A 16,407-nucleotide genomic window follows, 5' to 3' on the forward strand; every position below is an offset into this window, starting at 1 on the left:
CGGGCTCGGCTCAGAAGCAGCTCGCCCAGGCGTCCGCCGCGAGCTTTACGAAAAGTGCCTCCCCGTGATCAAGCCACATGGCAAGACCGACACCCCCCAAGGCGATGAGTGCGACGCCTGCCGCAACGGCGGCCGCAAGGCCGCTCCGCCCCGCCGCGACCGGCGAAGCCGCGGCAACCTCGGAAGCTCGAATTGGATTAAATCTCTTCATTTCTTTGATATACTTCCGCTATGCAAATTAACCCAACCGGAAAATTTCGAATATCTTGCAACTCTGCGATCATTCTTCCGCCCGCGCCGCTGCCGTAGCTCGGAGGCGACGACGAATCGTCGTGATCTCCGGGACGGACGCCGATGTCGCGCCAACGCGAAAACCGCATCGATCTCATTCGCGGCGTGTCGCTGCTCCTGATCTTCGTCGACCACGCCAACGTCTCCTTTTCGGAGGGGCTGCAGCAGAGCCGCGGCTTCTCCGACGCCGCCGAACTCTTCGTCATGATGGCCGGCATGTCGGCCGCCCTCGCCTATCATCCGGCGACGGGGCCCGCCGACCTCGCGACGGCCGCCTCGCGCACGTTGCGCCGCGTGCTGAAGCTTTACCGCCTCCACCTTACGATGATCCTCTGCCTCGCGACAGCGGTCATCCTCGCGCCGCTGCCCAATCACCCAGAGATCGTCGCGAACTGGTCGCTCGACGTCTTCGCCGGCGAACCGGGGCGCTTCCTCCTCGAAGCCCTCAGCCTGCGCTACCTGCCCGCCGAGCTCGACATCCTGCCGCTCTACGTCGTGCTGATCGCCTCGGTGCCGCTGTGGTTCGCCCTCCTCGACCGCTCGCCGTGGCTTGCTCTGACGGTCGCGGCCGCGCTGTGGCTCGTCGCCGGGCTCTTCCGGATCAATCTCACCGACCTCGCCCAGCCCCGCCAGCACTGGTACTTCAACCCGTTCTGCTGGCAGCTCGTCTTCGTCATCGGCCTCGCCGCGGGCCTGAGGCTCCGGCGCGGCGAGACGCCCTTCCCCTATCGCCGGCCGCTGTTCCTCGCGGCGGCGGCGATCGCCATCGTCGCGATCCCGGCGAACCTCCTGATGCATTTCGGCGCGAACCCGGCGGAGGGTCCGCTGCGGCTGCTCGTGACCAAGACCAGCGAAGGCCCGCTGCGGCTGATCAACGCCATCGCCATCGTCTACGTCATGTTCAACCTCGACGCCCTCGCGCGGCTGCCGGCGGAGGGCTGGCTGCGCCCGCTCTTTGCCGCCGGCCGCAACAGCCTGCCGGTCTTCGTCGCGGGTACGATCCTCGCCGACCTCGTCACGGTCTGCGTCATCGGTTCAGGAGGGCTGTCGCTGACGACGGAACTCGCGCTGGTGCTGTGCGGCGTCGTGCTGCAGCTGGCGCTCGCGGCGAGGCTCGATCGACGCAGGCGCAAGCCGTCGGGCGCGCCGGCCGGGTCGCTGCTGGTAGCATCGCAGGAGGATCAGGACTACGGTTCGCGCGTTTCGCCAACTCCGACCCCGATCCCGATCCCGACGAGCGATGCCGCAAGACACTCCACGACCTGAGAATTTCGAGGAGCTGCGATTCCGCGCTTCCGAGCCGCGCATCGCGACCACTGCGGAGCTGAAGCACACCAGGCTCGGCCGCTACGTCGAGATCGGCGCGCGCGTCGTTCTGCGGGAAGTGGAGGTCGGCGACTTCTCCTATTTCGAACGGGGCGGTGAGGCCGTCTACACGACGATCGGCAAGTTCTGCTCGATCGCGGCGAATGTGCGCGTCAACGCCCTCGACCATCCCATGGAGAGGCTGACCACCCACAAGATCAGCTACCGGCCGAACGAATATTTCCGCTGGCTCGCCGTCGACCGAGAGGTCGCGGAGAATCGCCGGGCGAAGCACGTGACGATCGGGCACGACGTGTGGCTCGGCCACGGGGCGATCGTCCTGCCGGGGCTGACGATCGGCAACGGCGCCGTCGTCGGCGCCGGGGCGGTCGTCACCCGCGACGTCGCGCCCTATGCGGTGGTCGCCGGGGTTCCCGCGCGCCCGCTCCGTCCCCGCTTCGGCGAAGAGGTGGCGGGACGGATCGCCGCCCTTCGCTGGTGGGACTGGCCGCTCGAGACGCTGTTCGACGCCATCCCCGACATGCAGTCGCTGCCGATCGACGCCTTCCTCGACAAATGGGAGGGTCAGTCGCCGGTGCCCTCCGCCAGCGCGAAATAAACCAGCGCCGCGCCCGGCAGCGCCATGCCGATCACGCAGACGCCGAGCCAGCCGAAATTCTGCAGCACCGGGCTCGCCAGCGCCGAGCCGGCCGCCCCGCCGAGGAAGAAGGTGGTCATGTAGACCGCGTTGAGGCGGTTGCGGATGTTCGGGGCGAGCCGGTAGATCTCGCGCTGGCCGAAGACGAGATTGGCCTGGGCGCCGAGATCGATCGCGACCGCGGCGACGACCAGCGCGACGAGCGACGTTCCGAAGGTCGCGAGGAGGAAGGCGCCGATCACCATCGAGATGGCGGCGACGGTTCCGATCCGCGCATAGCCGCGATCGGCGAGCCGGCCGGCGACCGGGGCGGCGAAGACCCCGAGCACGCCGGCAAGCGCGAAGAGGGCGACGCCGCTCGGCGAAAAGTCGAACGGATCGGCGAGGAGCACGATCGGGGCGGCCGTCCAGAACAGCGAGAAGGCCGCGAAAATGGCGGCATGGTAGAGGCCGCGCCGCCGCAGCACCGGTTCGGTCACGAACAGCCGGCCGAGCGACCGGATGAGCCCGAGATAGCCGCGTTCGCCGTCCGGCTGGCGCTGCGGCAGGAGGAAGAGCGAAACGACGCCGAGCGCCGCGATCAGCCCGGCCGAGAGCCCGAAGACGCCCCGCCAGCCGACATAGTCGGCAAGAAAGCTCGACACCGGGCGGGCGAGCAGGATGCCGCCGAGGAGCCCACTCATGACGTTGCCGACGACCGCGCCGCGCTCGGCCTCCGGGGCGAGGTTCGCCGCCAGCGGCACCAGCATCTGCGCCGCACTGGAGCTCGTCCCGACGAGCAGCATCGCCGCGAACATCGCGCCGAGACCGGGCGCCAAAGCGAGACCCGCGAGGCAGACGAGGTTGGCGCCCATCGTGACGAGGATGAGCCGGCGGTTCTCGACGATGTCGCCCAAGGGCACGAGAAGCACCAGGCCGAGGGCGTAGCCGACCTGGGCGAGCGTGACGATCGAGCTTTCCGCCGAGACCGGCAGGCCGAGATCCGCGCCCATCAGCGACACCAGCGGCTGGGCGTAATAGAGATTGGCGGCCAGGGCGCCGCAGGACAGCGCAAAGAGAATGGTCAGTGCCGAGCCGAGGCCCTCGGCGCCGCTCCGATCGGCGGCCTTGGATGCTGCGTTGCTCATGCCGGAAGCCTTCCCTCCGCGGCGGACCGCCCTCTGTGCGGGAGGGCCGTCGCGAAGCGTCTGTCAAAAGAAAGAGCGGTGGAACCGTCGTTCCGCCGCCCAAGGCGCAATCTATTCGCAGCTGCGAAACATTCCAGTCGCCCGCCGCTGCTTTGGGGCGAACGCACAGTCTCCGTCACGACAACCCCGCGACTTGCAAGCCGCGGCGTCGCGCCTATGGTTTCGGCGGCACGGTCCCGCGGCGGAACGGCGGGATGCGGCGGCGCGACAAGACGCGCCGCGAAAAGGACGACACGAAGCCGCGGCGCCCAGGCGCCACGGGACCGCTCCGGCGGCTCACCGCGGGAGCAGAACGACATTGCGGCGGCGAGTGCGGGAGATCACGATCGCATCGCCGCCGACCGACACGGCAGAACGGACCAGGACGACGGATGCGCTTTACGGGAACCGACAGCTACGTCGCCGGCAAGGACCTGATGGTCGCGGTCAACGCGGCGATCACGCTGCAGCGTCCGCTGCTCGTCAAGGGCGAGCCCGGCACCGGCAAGACCGAGCTCGCCGTGCAGATCGCCGAGGCCCTCGGCCTCAGGCTGATCCAGTGGACGGTCAAATCCACCACAAGGGCGGCGCAGGGCCTCTATGAATACGACGCCGTATCGCGGCTGCGCGACAGCCAGCTCGGCGAGGAGCGCGTCCACGACATCCGCAATTACATCCGGCCCGGCAAGCTGTGGGATGCCTTCGCCTCGCCCGAGCGGGTGGTGCTTCTGATCGACGAGATCGACAAGGCCGACATCGAGTTTCCGAACGACCTTCTGCAGGAACTCGACAAGATGAGCTTCGACGTCGTCGAAACCGGCGACACCGTCGCGGCGACGCACCGGCCGATCGTCGTCATCACCTCCAACAACGAGAAGGAACTGCCCGACGCGTTCCTGCGCCGCTGCTTCTTCCACTATATCCAGTTTCCCGATCCCGAGACGCTGGCGAAGATCGTCGACGTCCATCATCCCGGCATCAAGCAGGATCTGGTTCGGGCCGCTCTCACCCAGTTCTACGAAATCCGCGAGCAGGCCGGCCTGAAGAAGAAGCCCTCGACCTCCGAGGCGCTCGACTGGATCCGGCTTCTCGTCGCCGAGGACGTCGAGGCGAAGGACCTTCGGGAGAGCCCGTCGAAGGTGCTGCCGAAGCTGCACGGGGCGCTCCTGAAGAACGAGCAGGACGTCCACCTGTTCGAGCGGCTGGCCTTCCTGGCCCGGCGCGGCTGATACGCCGCCGGCACCCGTCAGTTGCGGGCGCTGGCGACGGTTCCCGGCACCTGTTCGGGCGGCTGATCGGCATCCGCCTGGGCCTCGCGGCGCACGTCCTCGCTGGCGACGGAGAAAGCCTCCTCCTGCAGCGGGCGGATCCATTGCTGGTCGGTCGGTCCCGCCTGCCTCAGCGCCGTGGTCAGCATGGCGAGGCCGCGCACCGGCTCCGGACGCATCGAGATCTTCTTGCCGTCGAAGAGCAGGTAGCCGAGCAGCGCCTCGGCGCCGACATGGCCCTTTTCGGCGGCAAGGTTCAGCCACCGCGCCGCCTGGCGGGGATTGGCCTTGCCGCCCTCCCCGGCGAGCAGCATGCGGCCGAGCTCGAACTGCGCCTTGGCGTCGCCGAAGAACGAGGCGGCGTGGAAATAGAACTGCCGCGCCCGCGGCAGGTCCACCGTCACCGGGCTGTTCGGAATGCCGACCTTCAGATAGTCGGCGAGCGCGACGACGGCGCTCGCGACATAGGCGGCGTTCGAATAGCTGCCGGTCTCGTCGTCCTGGTCGCGGACGATCTGCTCGAAGATCTTGAACGCCTCGTAGTCGTTCTCGGGCACGCCGTCGCCTTCGGCATACATCTTGCCGAGCTTCCAGCGGGCGCCGGGATGGCCCTTGTCGGCGGCGTAGCGCAGGGCCTCGAAGGCCTCGAGTTTCTCGCCGCGCTGATAGGCCTTGAAGCCGAAGGAGAACAGTTCGAGCGGCCCGGCATCCGGGTTGACCTGCGCCGCGGGGTCGAGCGCGAGCACGCCCTTCCCGGCGAAGAGCAACACCACGGCCGTGAGGGCAGAGATCTGCAGCTTGCGCTTAAATGTCGGCATAGCAGTGCTTTTCCGCAGCGCCGCCAGGATGCGTCACGGCACCCTTGCGGGCCGTTCCGACCTGTTGCGCATATTTCCAGATGGCGCCCGAGCCGTAGCTCGACCCGCGCGGGGCCCAGCCCTCGCGACGGCGGGCGAATTCCTCGTCGCTGACGTTCACCGAGATCTCGCCGGCCACCGCGTCGATGGTGATGACGTCGCCGTCCTCGACAAGCGCGATCGGGCCGCCGACCGCGGCCTCCGGGCCGACATGGCCGATGCAGAAGCCGCGCGTCGCGCCGGAGAACCGGCCGTCGGTGATCAGCGCGACCTTGTCGCCCATGCCCTGGCCGTAGAGCGCGGCGGTCGTCGCCAGCATCTCGCGCATGCCCGGGCCGCCCCGCGGACCCTCGTAGCGGATCACCAGCACCTCGCCCTCCCGATAGGAGCGCTTCGAAACGGCCTCGAAGCAGGCCTCCTCGGTGTCGAAGCAGCGGGCGGGACCGGAGAATCTGAGGTTCTTCATGCCGGCGACCTTCACGATCGCTCCGTCCGGCGCGAGATTGCCGGCAAGGCCGACGACGCCGCCGGTGGGGGTGATCGGCGCATTGGCGGGACGCACCACGTCCTGGTCGGCGTTCCAGCGAACGTTCGCCATGTTCTCGGCGATCGTCCGGCCGGTGACCGTCAGGCAGTCGCCATGCAGGAAGCCGTGGTCGAGCAGCGTCTTCATCAGGAGCGGGATGCCGCCGGCCTCGAACATGTCCTTGGCGACGTAGCGGCCACCCGGCTTCAGGTCGGCGATGTAGGGAGTCTTCCGGAAGATCTCGGCGACGTCGAAGAGGTCGAAGTCGATACCCGCTTCATGGGCGATCGCCGGCAGGTGCAGCGCGCCGTTGGTCGAGCCGCCGGACGCGGCGACGACGGTCGCGGCGTTTTCGAGCGCCTTGCGGGTGACGATGTCGCGCGGACGGATGTTGCGGGCGAGCAGCTCCATGACGATCTCGCCGGAGGCGTAGCAGAAGCGGTCGCGGATCTCGTAGGGCGCCGGGGCGCCGCAGGCATAGGGCAGAGCGAGGCCGATCGCCTCGGCGACCGTCGCCATGGTGTTGGCGGTGTACTGGCCGCCGCAGGAACCCGCGGACGGGCACGCCACCTGCTCGAGCTCGTCGAGCTCTTCGTCCGACATCTTGCCGACGGAGTGCAGGCCGACCGCCTCGAACAGATCCTGGACGACGACGTCGCGGCCCTTGTAGCGGCCCGGCAGGATCGAGCCGCCATAGATGAACACCGACGGCACGTTGAGCCGCACCATGGCCATCATCATGCCCGGCAGGGACTTGTCGCAGCCGGCAAGGCCGACCAGCGCGTCGTAGGCATGGCCGCGCATGGTCAGCTCGACGGAATCGGCGATCACTTCCCGCGACACCAGCGAGGCCTTCATGCCCTCGTGGCCCATCGCGATGCCGTCGGTCACGGTGATCGTGCAGAATTCGCGCGGCGTCCCGTTCGCCGCGGCAACGCCCTTCTTGACCACCTGCGCCTGGCGCATCAGCGAGATGTTGCAGGGCGCCGCCTCGTTCCAGCAGCTAGCAACGCCGATCAGCGGCTGGTGGATTTCTCCCTTGGAGAGGCCCATGGCGTAGAGGTAGGAACGATGTGGGGCCCGCTCCGGGCCCTCGGTGACGTGACGGCTCGGCAGCCGTGACTTGTCGATCGATTTGGCGTCCATGCAGTCCCCCTCGTCTTGCAGCCGATTCCTCCGCCGAGAACCCAGCCAGGATCGGGGTGACGGCGTTTTGTGGCGGCAACGGGGCGCCTCGACCGTCCTTGCGACTATACCCGGTGCATCCCTGCAATAGTGTTGCCTGGATGGCACAAGCGGTTTTTCGCGGGAAACCTACGGAACCTTTTGCCCGCAAAGAAAAAAGGGCGTGCGACAAGACACACGCCCTTCACGAGATATGATTGCCGAAGGGGCGGCGGTAGCCGCTCCCGCAGCTGTGATCAGAAGCTGAGCTTCAGCGAGGCGTTGACGCCGTAGACGAAGTCGTCGCCGACGGTGCCGTCGAAATAGGCCCCTTGCGAGACCGACTGGCTGCCGTCGGTCCAGTAGCCGACGAGACCGCCGAAGCGCAGCTCGGCCATCTTGTTCGCCTTGAAGGAGACGCCGCCGGCGAGCGTGTAGATGTCGGTGTAGGTGGTTTCTGCCCCGGTCGAGACGCCGCGGTCGTAGCCGAGGACGACCGCGCCGGAGATCTCGTCGTTGAAGGCGTGGCCGAGGCCGAGCGTCGCCGTGTAGCCGTCGCGCCAGTGATAGGGCGCGTAGGAGGAGGAATTGATGCCGAAGGCCGCGTTGGAGATCGAGCTGACCGACATGTCGTTGGTCGACCAGTCGGTCCAGCGGAACGACCCGAGCAGCAGCCAGCCCGGCGCGATGCCGGTCTGCGCCTTCAGCTCGACGAATTGCGGGCTGGTCGCCTCGCTGAGGAAGGAGTTGACCGGCAGCACCGTGCCCGCCGGCAGCGTCGGGACCAGCGAATTCAGCACCGTGACGGTGCCGTCCCCCTCGACGTCGTCATGCTTGACTTCGGAGCGGTACATGACCTGGACGCGCAGGGCGTATTCCGGGATCTCGTAGGCGGCGCCGATCCGGAAGCCGGCCTTGTAGCCGCCGTCGCTCTCGACCTCGACGCGGGTGTTGACCGCGGCGAGCGGAAAACCCGGTGCCGCATAGGTCGTGCCGAGGCTGGTGCCCTCGAAATGGAAGTCCTCGACGAAGACGCCGCCGAGAAGGCTGTAGCGCCCGGATTCCGCCGCATAGCTCAGGCGGCAGGTCACGCCGAGTTCGCTGGAACTAAAGGAGAGCGCCTGGGTGCGCGAGACAGACGCCGTCGTCGCGCCGAAGATGTCGGTGCGCGCCGCCGTGGTGGTGCCGACCGGCTGGCCGGTCGAGAGCGAGCTGACCTGGGCCGGCAGGGCGCCGCCGGGAGAACCGCTGTAATCGGACTCGGCGGCGAAGGACTCGGTCGCGGTGCCGGCGCAGCCGACCGTGTCGTTGCCGAGCGAGATCGAATAGGTCGGGATCGTATAGTCGCCGGTATAGTCGCCGAAATCGCCGCTCTGACCATTGATCGAGGTGAAACCGCGCTGCGGATCGACATAGGTCATGCCCGCCCGCATGTTCACCGTACCGGGCTCGAAGAGGATGTCGGTGTCCGCCGTGCCGCGCTGGAAACCGCCGGCGAGCGCGGTGGTGCTCTGGGCAGCCGCGAGGACGGCCGCAGCGGCGATGATCTTTCGGGTAACCTGCATATTCTCCCCCCAACCAAGTCCGGGTGTCACGGCCGCTTTCGGCTTCACGACGCCACTCAATGCCTGCAGCCTACCCTCAAACTGAATTCTTGCACATACGGCCTTTTGCAATCGGAATACTGGTTGAACGCAAGAATTTTCAGTATCTATTCGAAAAGAATTCAAAAAATCTGGAATTATTCCGGCAGACACTCAGTTCATTGCGATCGACCTTGCACAACGTCAGATGCAATTTCCAAATGGTGGGCCGGATGGTGCAGCGCATTTGCCGCACCGCGTGGCGGAAATGTGACAGATTCTGGGCCTTACGTGCACGTCAACGCAGACCACGCAAGGTTTCGTCGCAGCCCACGGAAATAAGCCCGATGGATGACGAGCGACGCTTACGTCAAAGTCATCCGGCGGCCCGTGGCGTTGCACCGTATCGCCCGCGGTCTCGCGGCGCCTGCAGAGCCGATCACGGCCGTTGCGGTCGCGGACGTCGCGTCGGCCCGGCCGACGCAGCCGCTGGCGCGGATCGCTGCGGTTCGGGGCGCGACAGGTCCCGCCGGCGCCGTGGCGCGGACCGCGTCTCCCCGGCGCTGCAAAGGTGGCATTCCGGCCGCGCCAAACGACGGGCGGTGCGGCGGCCCAAAGGCTCAGGATGCGGCGTCAGCCGCCTCGACGGAGCGGCCCGGCGCGAATCGGCCGAGGCGCTTGATCTCCCAGTCGAGCAGGATTCCCGACCTGTCCCGCACCCGCCGGCGCACCGTCTCGCCGAGCGTTTCGAGGTCGAAGGCCGTCGCCTCGCCGGTGTTGATCATGAAGTTGCAGTGGAGTTCCGACATCTGCGCCCCGCCGACGGCAAGGCCCCGGCATCCGGCAAGGTCGATCTCCTTCCAGGCCGAGGTGCCGGGCGGGTTCTTGAAGGTCGAGCCGCCGGTCTTCTCCCGGATCGGCTGGACGGTCTCGCGATGCGTCTGCACCTCGTCCATGCGGGCCCGGATCTCGTCGCGGTCGGCGGGCGTGCCCTCGAAGACGGCGCCGGTGAAGATCAGGTCGCCGGGCGCGGCCGAGTGGCGGTAGGAATAGCCCATCTCGGCATTGGACAGGACGTGGCGCCGGCCTTGCCTGTCGACCGCATGGACCTCGACGACCCGCTCGACGGTCTCGACGCCGTTGGCCCCGGCATTCATCCGGAGCGCGCCGCCGATCGCCCCGGGGATGCCGTGATAGAAATGAAAGCCGCCGATGCCTGCCTCGTGGGCCGCCGCGGCGAGCCGCTTGTCGGGCAACGCCGCGCCGGCGCGAAGCCGGGTCTCGGAAACGCGCTCGACCGCTCCGAAACCCTTGGCCGAGAGCCTGACGACCACGCCTTCGATGCCGCCGTCGCGCACGAGAAGATTCGAGCCGACGCCGACGACGAGCACCGGGATCTCCTCGGGCAGCCGTTCGAGGAAGAGGGCGAGGTCCTCCTCGTCGGCCGGCTGGAACAGAAGGTCGGCCGGGCCGCCGACCTGGAACCAGGTGAGCTTGGCCATTTCGGCCCCGGCCTTGAGTCGTCCGCGGACGCCCGAGAGCCTGTCGCCGAGGCGATCTTGAAGCGTCACGACGCGGCTCCCGCCTCGCCACCCCCGAGGCCGAGCTTCTCGAGCTCCTTCGGCAGCGCGTAGGCCCACCCCGTAATCGAGCCGGCTCCGAGGAAGACCACCATGTCGCCGGGATCGGCAAGCTGCCTGACCAGCGGCGCGATCTCCTCCGGCCCGTCGACGAGCCGGGCGTCGCGGTGGCCGCCGAGCTTCAGCCGCTCGACCAGAAGGTCGGAGCTTACCAGCGGGATCGGCTCCTCGCCCGCCGCATAGACCGGCGCGATGACGACCGTGTCGGCATCGTTGAAGCAGGAGGCGAAATCGGAGAACAGCGACTGCAGCCGGCTGTAGCGATGCGGCTGGACGATGGCGATCACCCGGCCGGTCGCGGAAGAGCGGGCGGCGGCGAGGACGGCGCGGATCTCCACCGGGTGGTGCCCGTAATCGTCGTAGACCGAGACGCCGCCGACGACGCCGGTGAGCGTGAAGCGCCGCTTCACGCCGCCGAAACCGCCGAGCCCGGCGCGGATCGCGTCGGCGGGGATGCCGAGCCGGTGGGCGACGGCGACCGCGGCGGTGGCATTGGAGACGTTGTGGCGGCCCGGCATCGGCAGCGCCAGATCGGCGATCCGCTCGCTCTTGCCGGTGACGCGGTCGCGCAGGGTGACGTCGAACAGCGACTTGCCCGGCTCGAAGCGGACGTTTTCGAAGCGCACGTCCGCCTGCAGGTTCTCGCCATAGGTGATGACCCGGCGGTCCTCGATCTCGCCGACGAGCGTCTGCACCTCGGGATGGTCGAGGCACATCACGGCGAAGCCGTAGAAGGGCACGTTCTCGACGAAGGCGCGGAAGGCGGCGCGGACCGCCTCGAAGGTCCCGTAATGGTCGAGATGCTCGGGATCGATGTTGGTGACGACGGCGACGTCGGCGGGAAGCTTCAGGAAGGTGCCGTCGCTCTCGTCGGCCTCGACCACCATCCAGTCGCCCTCGCCCATCCGGGCATTGGTGCCGTAGGCATTGATGATGCCGCCGTTGACGACGGTCGGATCGAAGCCGCCGGCGTCGAGCAGCGTCGCGACCATCGAGGTGGTGGTGGTCTTGCCGTGGGTGCCGCCGATGGCGATCGCCTGGCGGAAACGCATCAGCTCGGCCAGCATCTCGGCCCGGCGGACGATCGGCAGCAGGCGCTCCCGCGCCGCCGAGAGCTCCGGGTTGCTGCGCCGGATGGCCGTCGAGACGACGACCACCTCGGCCTTGCCGAGATTCTCGGCCTGGTGGCCGATATGGACCGTCACGCCCTTCTCGCGCAGGCGCTGAACGTTGGCGTTCTCGCTCTGGTCGGAGCCCTGGACGGTATAGCCGAGATTGACGAGGACCTCGGCGATGCCGCTCATGCCGATGCCCCCGATCCCGATGAAATGGACCGGCCCGATATTCGGCGGCATCTTCATGACGGTTCCCCCAGAGCGCGTTGGTGCTTCAGCGATTTCCACCGACACCGGGCATAGAGGCAACGAGGTCGGCGAGCAAGGCGGCGGCGTTCGGCACGCCGGTGGCCCGCGCCGCAGCGGCCATCGTCGCGGCGCGCGCCGGATCCGCGGCGATATCCTCGATCAGCCCGGCGAGCCGCTCCGGAGAGAGTTCGGCCTGTGCGGCGACGATCGCGCCGCCCCTCGCCTCGATCTTGGCGGCATTGGCGGCCTGGTCGTGGTCGAGCGCATAGGGGAACGGCACGAGAATGGCCGGGCGGCCGATCACCGCGATCTCCGAGACGGTCGAGGCGCCCGAACGGCTGACGACGAGCTGCGCGGCGCCGATTCGCGCCGCCATGTCGGTGAAGAAAGGCGAGACCTCCGCGGCGATGCCGCGCTCGGCATAGAAGGCGCGGACCCGCGCCTCGTCTTCCGCCCGCGCCTGCTGCGTCACCTTGAGACGCCCGCGGAGGTCCTCCGGCAGACGGTCGATCGCCTGCGGAATGGCGTCGGAGAAGAACGCCGCACCCTGGCTGCCGCCGAAGACCACGAGCTCGAAAGTCTCGCCCGGACCGGCAGGCCGATAGGGTATCGCGGCGGCCTGAAGCACCGCCGGGCGGACCGGATTGCCGGTCACGCTGGTCTTGGCAGCGATCGTCGGCTCGGCCGCTTCCTGGGCGATGCCGGCGGCGATCTTGTCGACGCGCGGGGCGAGGAAGCGATTCGCCCGGCCCATGACGGCGTTCTGCTCGTGGATGATCGTCGGCCGGCCGGCCCTGACCGCGGCCATCAGCGGCGGCACCGTCGGATAGCCGCCGAATCCGACGACGACGGCGGGCCGCAGCCGGCGCACCAGCGCCCCCGCCTCGCGGAAGCCGCGCCACAGCGTCAGGAGCGAGGTCGCGACGGCGACGGGGTTCTTCGACGCGAAGGTCGCCGAGCGGACGCGGTGGATCTCCTTCACCGGAAAGCGCTCGGCGAACCGCCCTGCCCGCTCGTCGGTCACGAGTTCGACGGTGAAGCCCCGGGCGATCAGCTCGTGGGCGAGCGCCTCGGCGGGAAACAGGTGGCCGCCGGTGCCGCCGGCAGCAAGAAGTATCGTGGTCATGAAGGCTCTTGGACAGGTCGTTCGGGCGCGAGAACCCTCGTTACCGCAAAATGCGGCGAAACGGCATCGCCGCCGCCGCAAAGACGGCGGCCGCGCCCGCGAGAACGGCAGCAGCCGACGGGCAGCGTCCGGAGCCGACCGCACCGAGGATGAGCTTGGAAGGGATTGCGCGAGGAATCCGGCGGCCGGTCACCGGCTGCCTCCACCGATGGCGCCTCGGCAACGCGCGCGCGGCAACGGGTGCGCCTCGCAGCGGGCGGTCCGCCGGGTATCCGGGGCTGTCTTCGGCAGGGAGGAAAAGCGGCCGGCCGGCATCCGCACGACGGTACGAGGAAACCGCCCTTGCGCGGCGCCGGCCGACCCCCCACGGGACCCAGGAGATGCGGCGGACCTGAGCATTCCATGGGGTTGTCTGAGGGTCCACGACTGGCAGCGGCCCCTCCAATTCCCTGGGGGAACACTTGCCCAGAACCGATTCAAATGCAACTTCGCCACCGCCGAGAAGGGCGAACTTTTAGCAGCAAGGTTAAGATACGGGCAACCAATACTCCCGGGGCCGCGCGGTTGTCCACAGCATCCGTTCTCGCCTCACGCGGCGCGGGCGGTGCCGATGCGGTTGCGGCCGGCGCGCTTTGCCTCGTAGAGCGCGGTGTCGGCGCGCTTCAGGATGCCGGCGGCGCCTTCCGCCGGACCTTCCGCCACGGCGACACCGGCGCTCACGGTGACGGCGAGGCCCTCGCCGTCGACGGGAAAGGCCGCGTCGGAAACGGCGAGCCGGATCCGCTCGGCGACGCCCGCCGCCGTCGCCGCGTCGGCGCCCGGCATCAGCACCGCGAACTCCTCGCCGCCGAATCGGCAGGCCAGGTCGCTCGCCCGCGTCTCGGCCTTCAGCCGGCGGGCGAATTCCCTCAGCACGGCGTCGCCCGCGTCGTGGCCGAAGCCGTCGTTGATTCGCTTGAAGTGGTCGATGTCGAAGAGAGCGAGGGCGAAGCCGCCGCCGGAGGCAGCGGCGCGGCCGAGATGGATGTCCAGGAAGCGGCGGTTGTGCAGGCCGGTCAACGGGTCGGTGACCGCGAGTTCGATGGTCTGCTGCAGCGACTGGCGCAGGCCCTCGTCGTAGCGCTTGCGCCGCAGCTGCGTCCTGAGGCGCGCGGCGAGCTCGTTGCGGTCGATCGGCCGCGGCACGTAGTCGTTGGCGCCGAGCTCGAGGGCGCGCGCGGCGCGCGCCTCGTCGCCGGGCTCGGCGAGCGCCAGAATCGGCAAGAGCCGCGTCGCCTCGGCCGAGCGCAGCTGCGAAATCAGCCGCAGCGGGTCGGCGTCGCGCGCCTCAAGGTCGACGAGCACGACGTCGGCTTCTGGAGCCGCGGCGAGGACCGCATCGGCGGAGGCGAGGACGGTGAGATCGGTTTCGCCGCGCAGGCGCCGCGCGATGCTGCGGCCCTCCGCCTCGGCCTCGACGAAGGCGAGCGTGCGCGAGCGGCCGGTGGCGAGCTGGCGCAGCATCTCGATCTCGCCGCCGACCAGCTGCATCGCCGTTTCCGCACGGCTGCGCAGCTCGTCGGTGATCCGCTTCAGCCGGGTCAGGCTGCGCAGCCGCGACATCAGCGCGAGGTCGCCGACCGGCTTGGTCAGGAAGTCGTCGGCGCCGGCCTCGAGCCCGGCCAGCCGGTCCTGCGGCTGGTCGAGCGCGGTGACCAGCACCACCGGCACATGCATGAGGCGCGGCGTCGCCTTGATCCGGCGGCAGACCTCGAAACCATCGAGCCCCGGCATCATCACGTCGAGAAGAACGAGGTCGATCGGCTGGCTGGCGAGCGCCGCGAGCGCCGCCTCGCCGCTGTCGGCGGCGACGACCTCGTAATATTCCGCCGCGAGCCGCGCCGAGAGGAGGCGAAGGTTCACCTCCACGTCGTCGACGACGAGAATGCGCGCGGTCATCGCCCGCCTCAGGCGTCGCCGAGGAAGGAACGCACCACTTCCATGAAGCGGTTCACCGAGATCGGTTTGGAGATGTAGGCCTCGCAGCCGCCCTGGCGGATGCGTTCCTCGTCGCCCTTCATGGCGAAGGCGGTGACGGCGACGATGGGGATCTTGAAGAGTTCGGGATCGGCCTTGAGCTGGCGCGTCACGTCGAGGCCGGAGATCTCGGGCAGCTGGATGTCCATGAGAATCAGGTCCGGCCGATTGGCGCGGGCGAGATCCACCGCCTCGAGGCCGCTGCGCGTCTGCACGGTGTCGTAGCCGTGCGCCGCAAGGAGATCGCGGAACAGCTTCATGTTCAGCTCATTGTCTTCGACGATCATGACCTTCTTTGCCATCGTCGACACTCCTTGCCTCGACCGGGCCGAAAAATTCGACTACCTTGCCTTATGTAAGCGAACTTCTTTAAGAATCGGGAACCGCCGGCTTGAGCTCGATGCACGATCCCCGGGCCGCCCGATCGCGTCCTGCCAGAAATGGCATCGCGGATGCGGACGAAGCGGAGGCGATCGCCATCCGCGGCCTCACCTTCATAGCATCAGACCCCGTTCTCTTCCCTCGGTTTCTTGCGTTGACCGGTCTCGATCCCCAGGGATTGCGGCGCGCCGCCGAAGAGCGTGGCTTTCTGCCCGGCGTTCTCGAGTTCATCCTCGGGCACGAGCCGACGCTGATCGCCTTCTGCGAGGCCGCCGAACTCGACCCCGCCCGCGTGTCGTCCGCCTGGCAGGCGATGGCCGGCCCGCGAGAATGAGCGGCAGGCCCCTATCCCGGCCGCCCTCCTGCGGCGCGGCCTCGGGCGATCCGCGGAGCGGCCGATGAACCGGCGGTCCGAGAGCCGTGGACCGTCGCCGGCCACAATACCTCAACGCAAACATGGGCTTCTGGTTCTCGACGTCGACGAGGTCGTGCTCGAATTCATCGAACCCTTCTGCCGGCTTCTCGAGGATCACGGGGCGCGGCTGCACCCCGAGAATTTCCGCCTCACCGGCAACGTGCGCTCGATTTCGACCGGCGCCGCGCTGTCGGGGTCGCGGCTCGCGGAGATCACCGAACAGCTCTATCTGGAGCAGGAAACCCGGCAGACACTGGTCCCCGGCGTCGCTGCCGCGACCGCCCGCCTTTCCGCCCGCGCCGACATCGTTTTCCTGACGGCCATGACGCCGAGCCACTACGAGCGCCGGCGACGCCTCCTCGACGCGAGCGGCCTCGACTTCCCGATGATCGCGACGGAGCGGTCCAAGGGCGCCGTGGTCTCCGAACTTGCCGATCGCCGGTACGGTCCGGTGATCTTCGTCGACGACCTGCCGCCGAATCTCACGGCCGTCGGGCGCAGCGCCCCGACCGCCCGGCTGCTCCACGTGATGGCGAACGAGGTCTTCCGGCAGCACCTGCCGCCGCTCCCGGCCGGCTGCGCCAGCGCCCGCGACTGGAGCGAGGCCGAGGCGATCATCACAGGCTGGCTCGACGCATGAACCGGCC

General features: G+C 68.6%; 14 protein-coding genes. 5 read left to right on the forward strand and 9 right to left on the reverse strand.

Going from position 1 to position 16,407, the window contains the following annotated elements; genetic code table 11:
* Nucleotides 1-354 precede the first annotated feature (354 nt).
* Nucleotides 355-1,557 carry an OpgC family protein gene (locus J1C47_RS01240; RefSeq protein ID WP_207348895.1) on the forward strand — a complete coding sequence of 401 codons (1,203 nt, stop codon included), beginning with the start codon at nt 355-357 and terminating at the stop codon, nt 1,555-1,557.
* Nucleotides 1,532-2,215 (forward strand): DapH/DapD/GlmU-related protein, encoded by a 684-nt coding sequence (locus J1C47_RS01245; protein WP_207348896.1) that lies wholly within the window; start codon nt 1,532-1,534, stop codon nt 2,213-2,215. The genes J1C47_RS01240 and J1C47_RS01245 overlap by 26 nt, the downstream gene beginning before the upstream one ends.
* Here the strand turns inward: J1C47_RS01245 and J1C47_RS01250 are convergent.
* Entirely contained in the window at nt 2,182-3,381 is a 1,200-nt protein-coding gene (locus J1C47_RS01250) for an MFS transporter (RefSeq protein WP_207348897.1), read from the reverse strand. The genes J1C47_RS01245 and J1C47_RS01250 overlap by 34 nt on opposite strands.
* A gap of 431 nt (nt 3,382-3,812) precedes the next feature.
* On the opposite strand from J1C47_RS01250, the gene J1C47_RS01255 reads away from it, so the two are divergent.
* Complete coding sequence (locus J1C47_RS01255) at nt 3,813-4,649, forward strand: AAA family ATPase (RefSeq protein ID WP_207348898.1); 837 nt, start codon at nt 3,813-3,815, stop codon at nt 4,647-4,649.
* Between the two features lie 17 nt (nt 4,650-4,666).
* Here the strand turns inward: J1C47_RS01255 and J1C47_RS01260 are convergent, their stop codons facing one another.
* The 8 genes from J1C47_RS01260 to J1C47_RS01295 all read right to left on the reverse strand — a co-directional run bounded on the left by J1C47_RS01260 (nt 4,667) and on the right by J1C47_RS01295 (nt 15,266).
* A complete protein-coding gene (locus J1C47_RS01260; protein WP_207348899.1) occupies nt 4,667-5,506 on the reverse strand; it encodes a tetratricopeptide repeat protein in 840 nt (279 codons plus the stop codon).
* The gene (gene ilvD, locus J1C47_RS01265; RefSeq protein ID WP_207348900.1) at nt 5,493-7,217 is read right to left on the reverse strand and encodes a dihydroxy-acid dehydratase; all 1,725 of its coding nucleotides are present in this window, start codon (nt 7,215-7,217) and stop codon (nt 5,493-5,495) included. The genes J1C47_RS01260 and ilvD overlap by 14 nt, the downstream gene beginning before the upstream one ends.
* A gap of 275 nt (nt 7,218-7,492) precedes the next feature.
* Nucleotides 7,493-8,800 carry a long-chain fatty acid transporter gene (locus tag J1C47_RS01270; protein ID WP_207348901.1) on the reverse strand — a complete coding sequence of 436 codons (1,308 nt, stop codon included), beginning with the start codon at nt 8,798-8,800 and terminating at the stop codon, nt 7,493-7,495.
* Between the two features lie 638 nt (nt 8,801-9,438).
* Nucleotides 9,439-10,389, reverse strand: a complete 951-nt coding sequence (murB, locus tag J1C47_RS01275) for a UDP-N-acetylmuramate dehydrogenase (protein ID WP_207348902.1) — start codon at nt 10,387-10,389, stop codon at nt 9,439-9,441.
* Nucleotides 10,386-11,819 (reverse strand): UDP-N-acetylmuramate--L-alanine ligase, encoded by a 1,434-nt coding sequence (gene murC, locus J1C47_RS01280; protein ID WP_207348903.1) that lies wholly within the window; start codon nt 11,817-11,819, stop codon nt 10,386-10,388. The genes murB and murC overlap by 4 nt, the downstream gene beginning before the upstream one ends.
* Before the next feature lie 28 nt (nt 11,820-11,847).
* On the reverse strand, nt 11,848-12,948 hold the full coding sequence (murG, locus tag J1C47_RS01285) for an undecaprenyldiphospho-muramoylpentapeptide beta-N-acetylglucosaminyltransferase (protein ID WP_207348904.1): 1,101 nt from the start codon (nt 12,946-12,948) through the stop codon (nt 11,848-11,850).
* 588 nt (nt 12,949-13,536) lie between these two features.
* Nucleotides 13,537-14,886: a PleD family two-component system response regulator gene (locus tag J1C47_RS01290; RefSeq protein ID WP_207348905.1), complete on the reverse strand. Its 1,350-nt coding sequence runs from the start codon at nt 14,884-14,886 to the stop codon at nt 13,537-13,539.
* Between the two features lie 8 nt (nt 14,887-14,894).
* A complete protein-coding gene (locus tag J1C47_RS01295; protein ID WP_207348906.1) occupies nt 14,895-15,266 on the reverse strand; it encodes a response regulator in 372 nt (123 codons plus the stop codon).
* Between the two features lie 98 nt (nt 15,267-15,364).
* On the opposite strand from J1C47_RS01295, the gene J1C47_RS01300 reads away from it, so the two are divergent.
* Entirely contained in the window at nt 15,365-15,679 is a 315-nt protein-coding gene (locus J1C47_RS01300) for a DUF3572 domain-containing protein (protein ID WP_207349074.1), read from the forward strand.
* A 64-nt stretch (nt 15,680-15,743) separates the two neighbouring features.
* Nucleotides 15,744-16,400 carry a hypothetical protein gene (locus tag J1C47_RS01305; protein WP_207348907.1) on the forward strand — a complete coding sequence of 219 codons (657 nt, stop codon included), beginning with the start codon at nt 15,744-15,746 and terminating at the stop codon, nt 16,398-16,400.
* Nucleotides 16,401-16,407 lie beyond the last annotated feature (7 nt).

Origin of the sequence: Jiella sonneratiae (assembly GCF_017353515.1) — a bacterium.
GTDB classification, from domain to species: Bacteria; Pseudomonadota; Alphaproteobacteria; order Rhizobiales; family Rhizobiaceae; genus Jiella; species Jiella sonneratiae.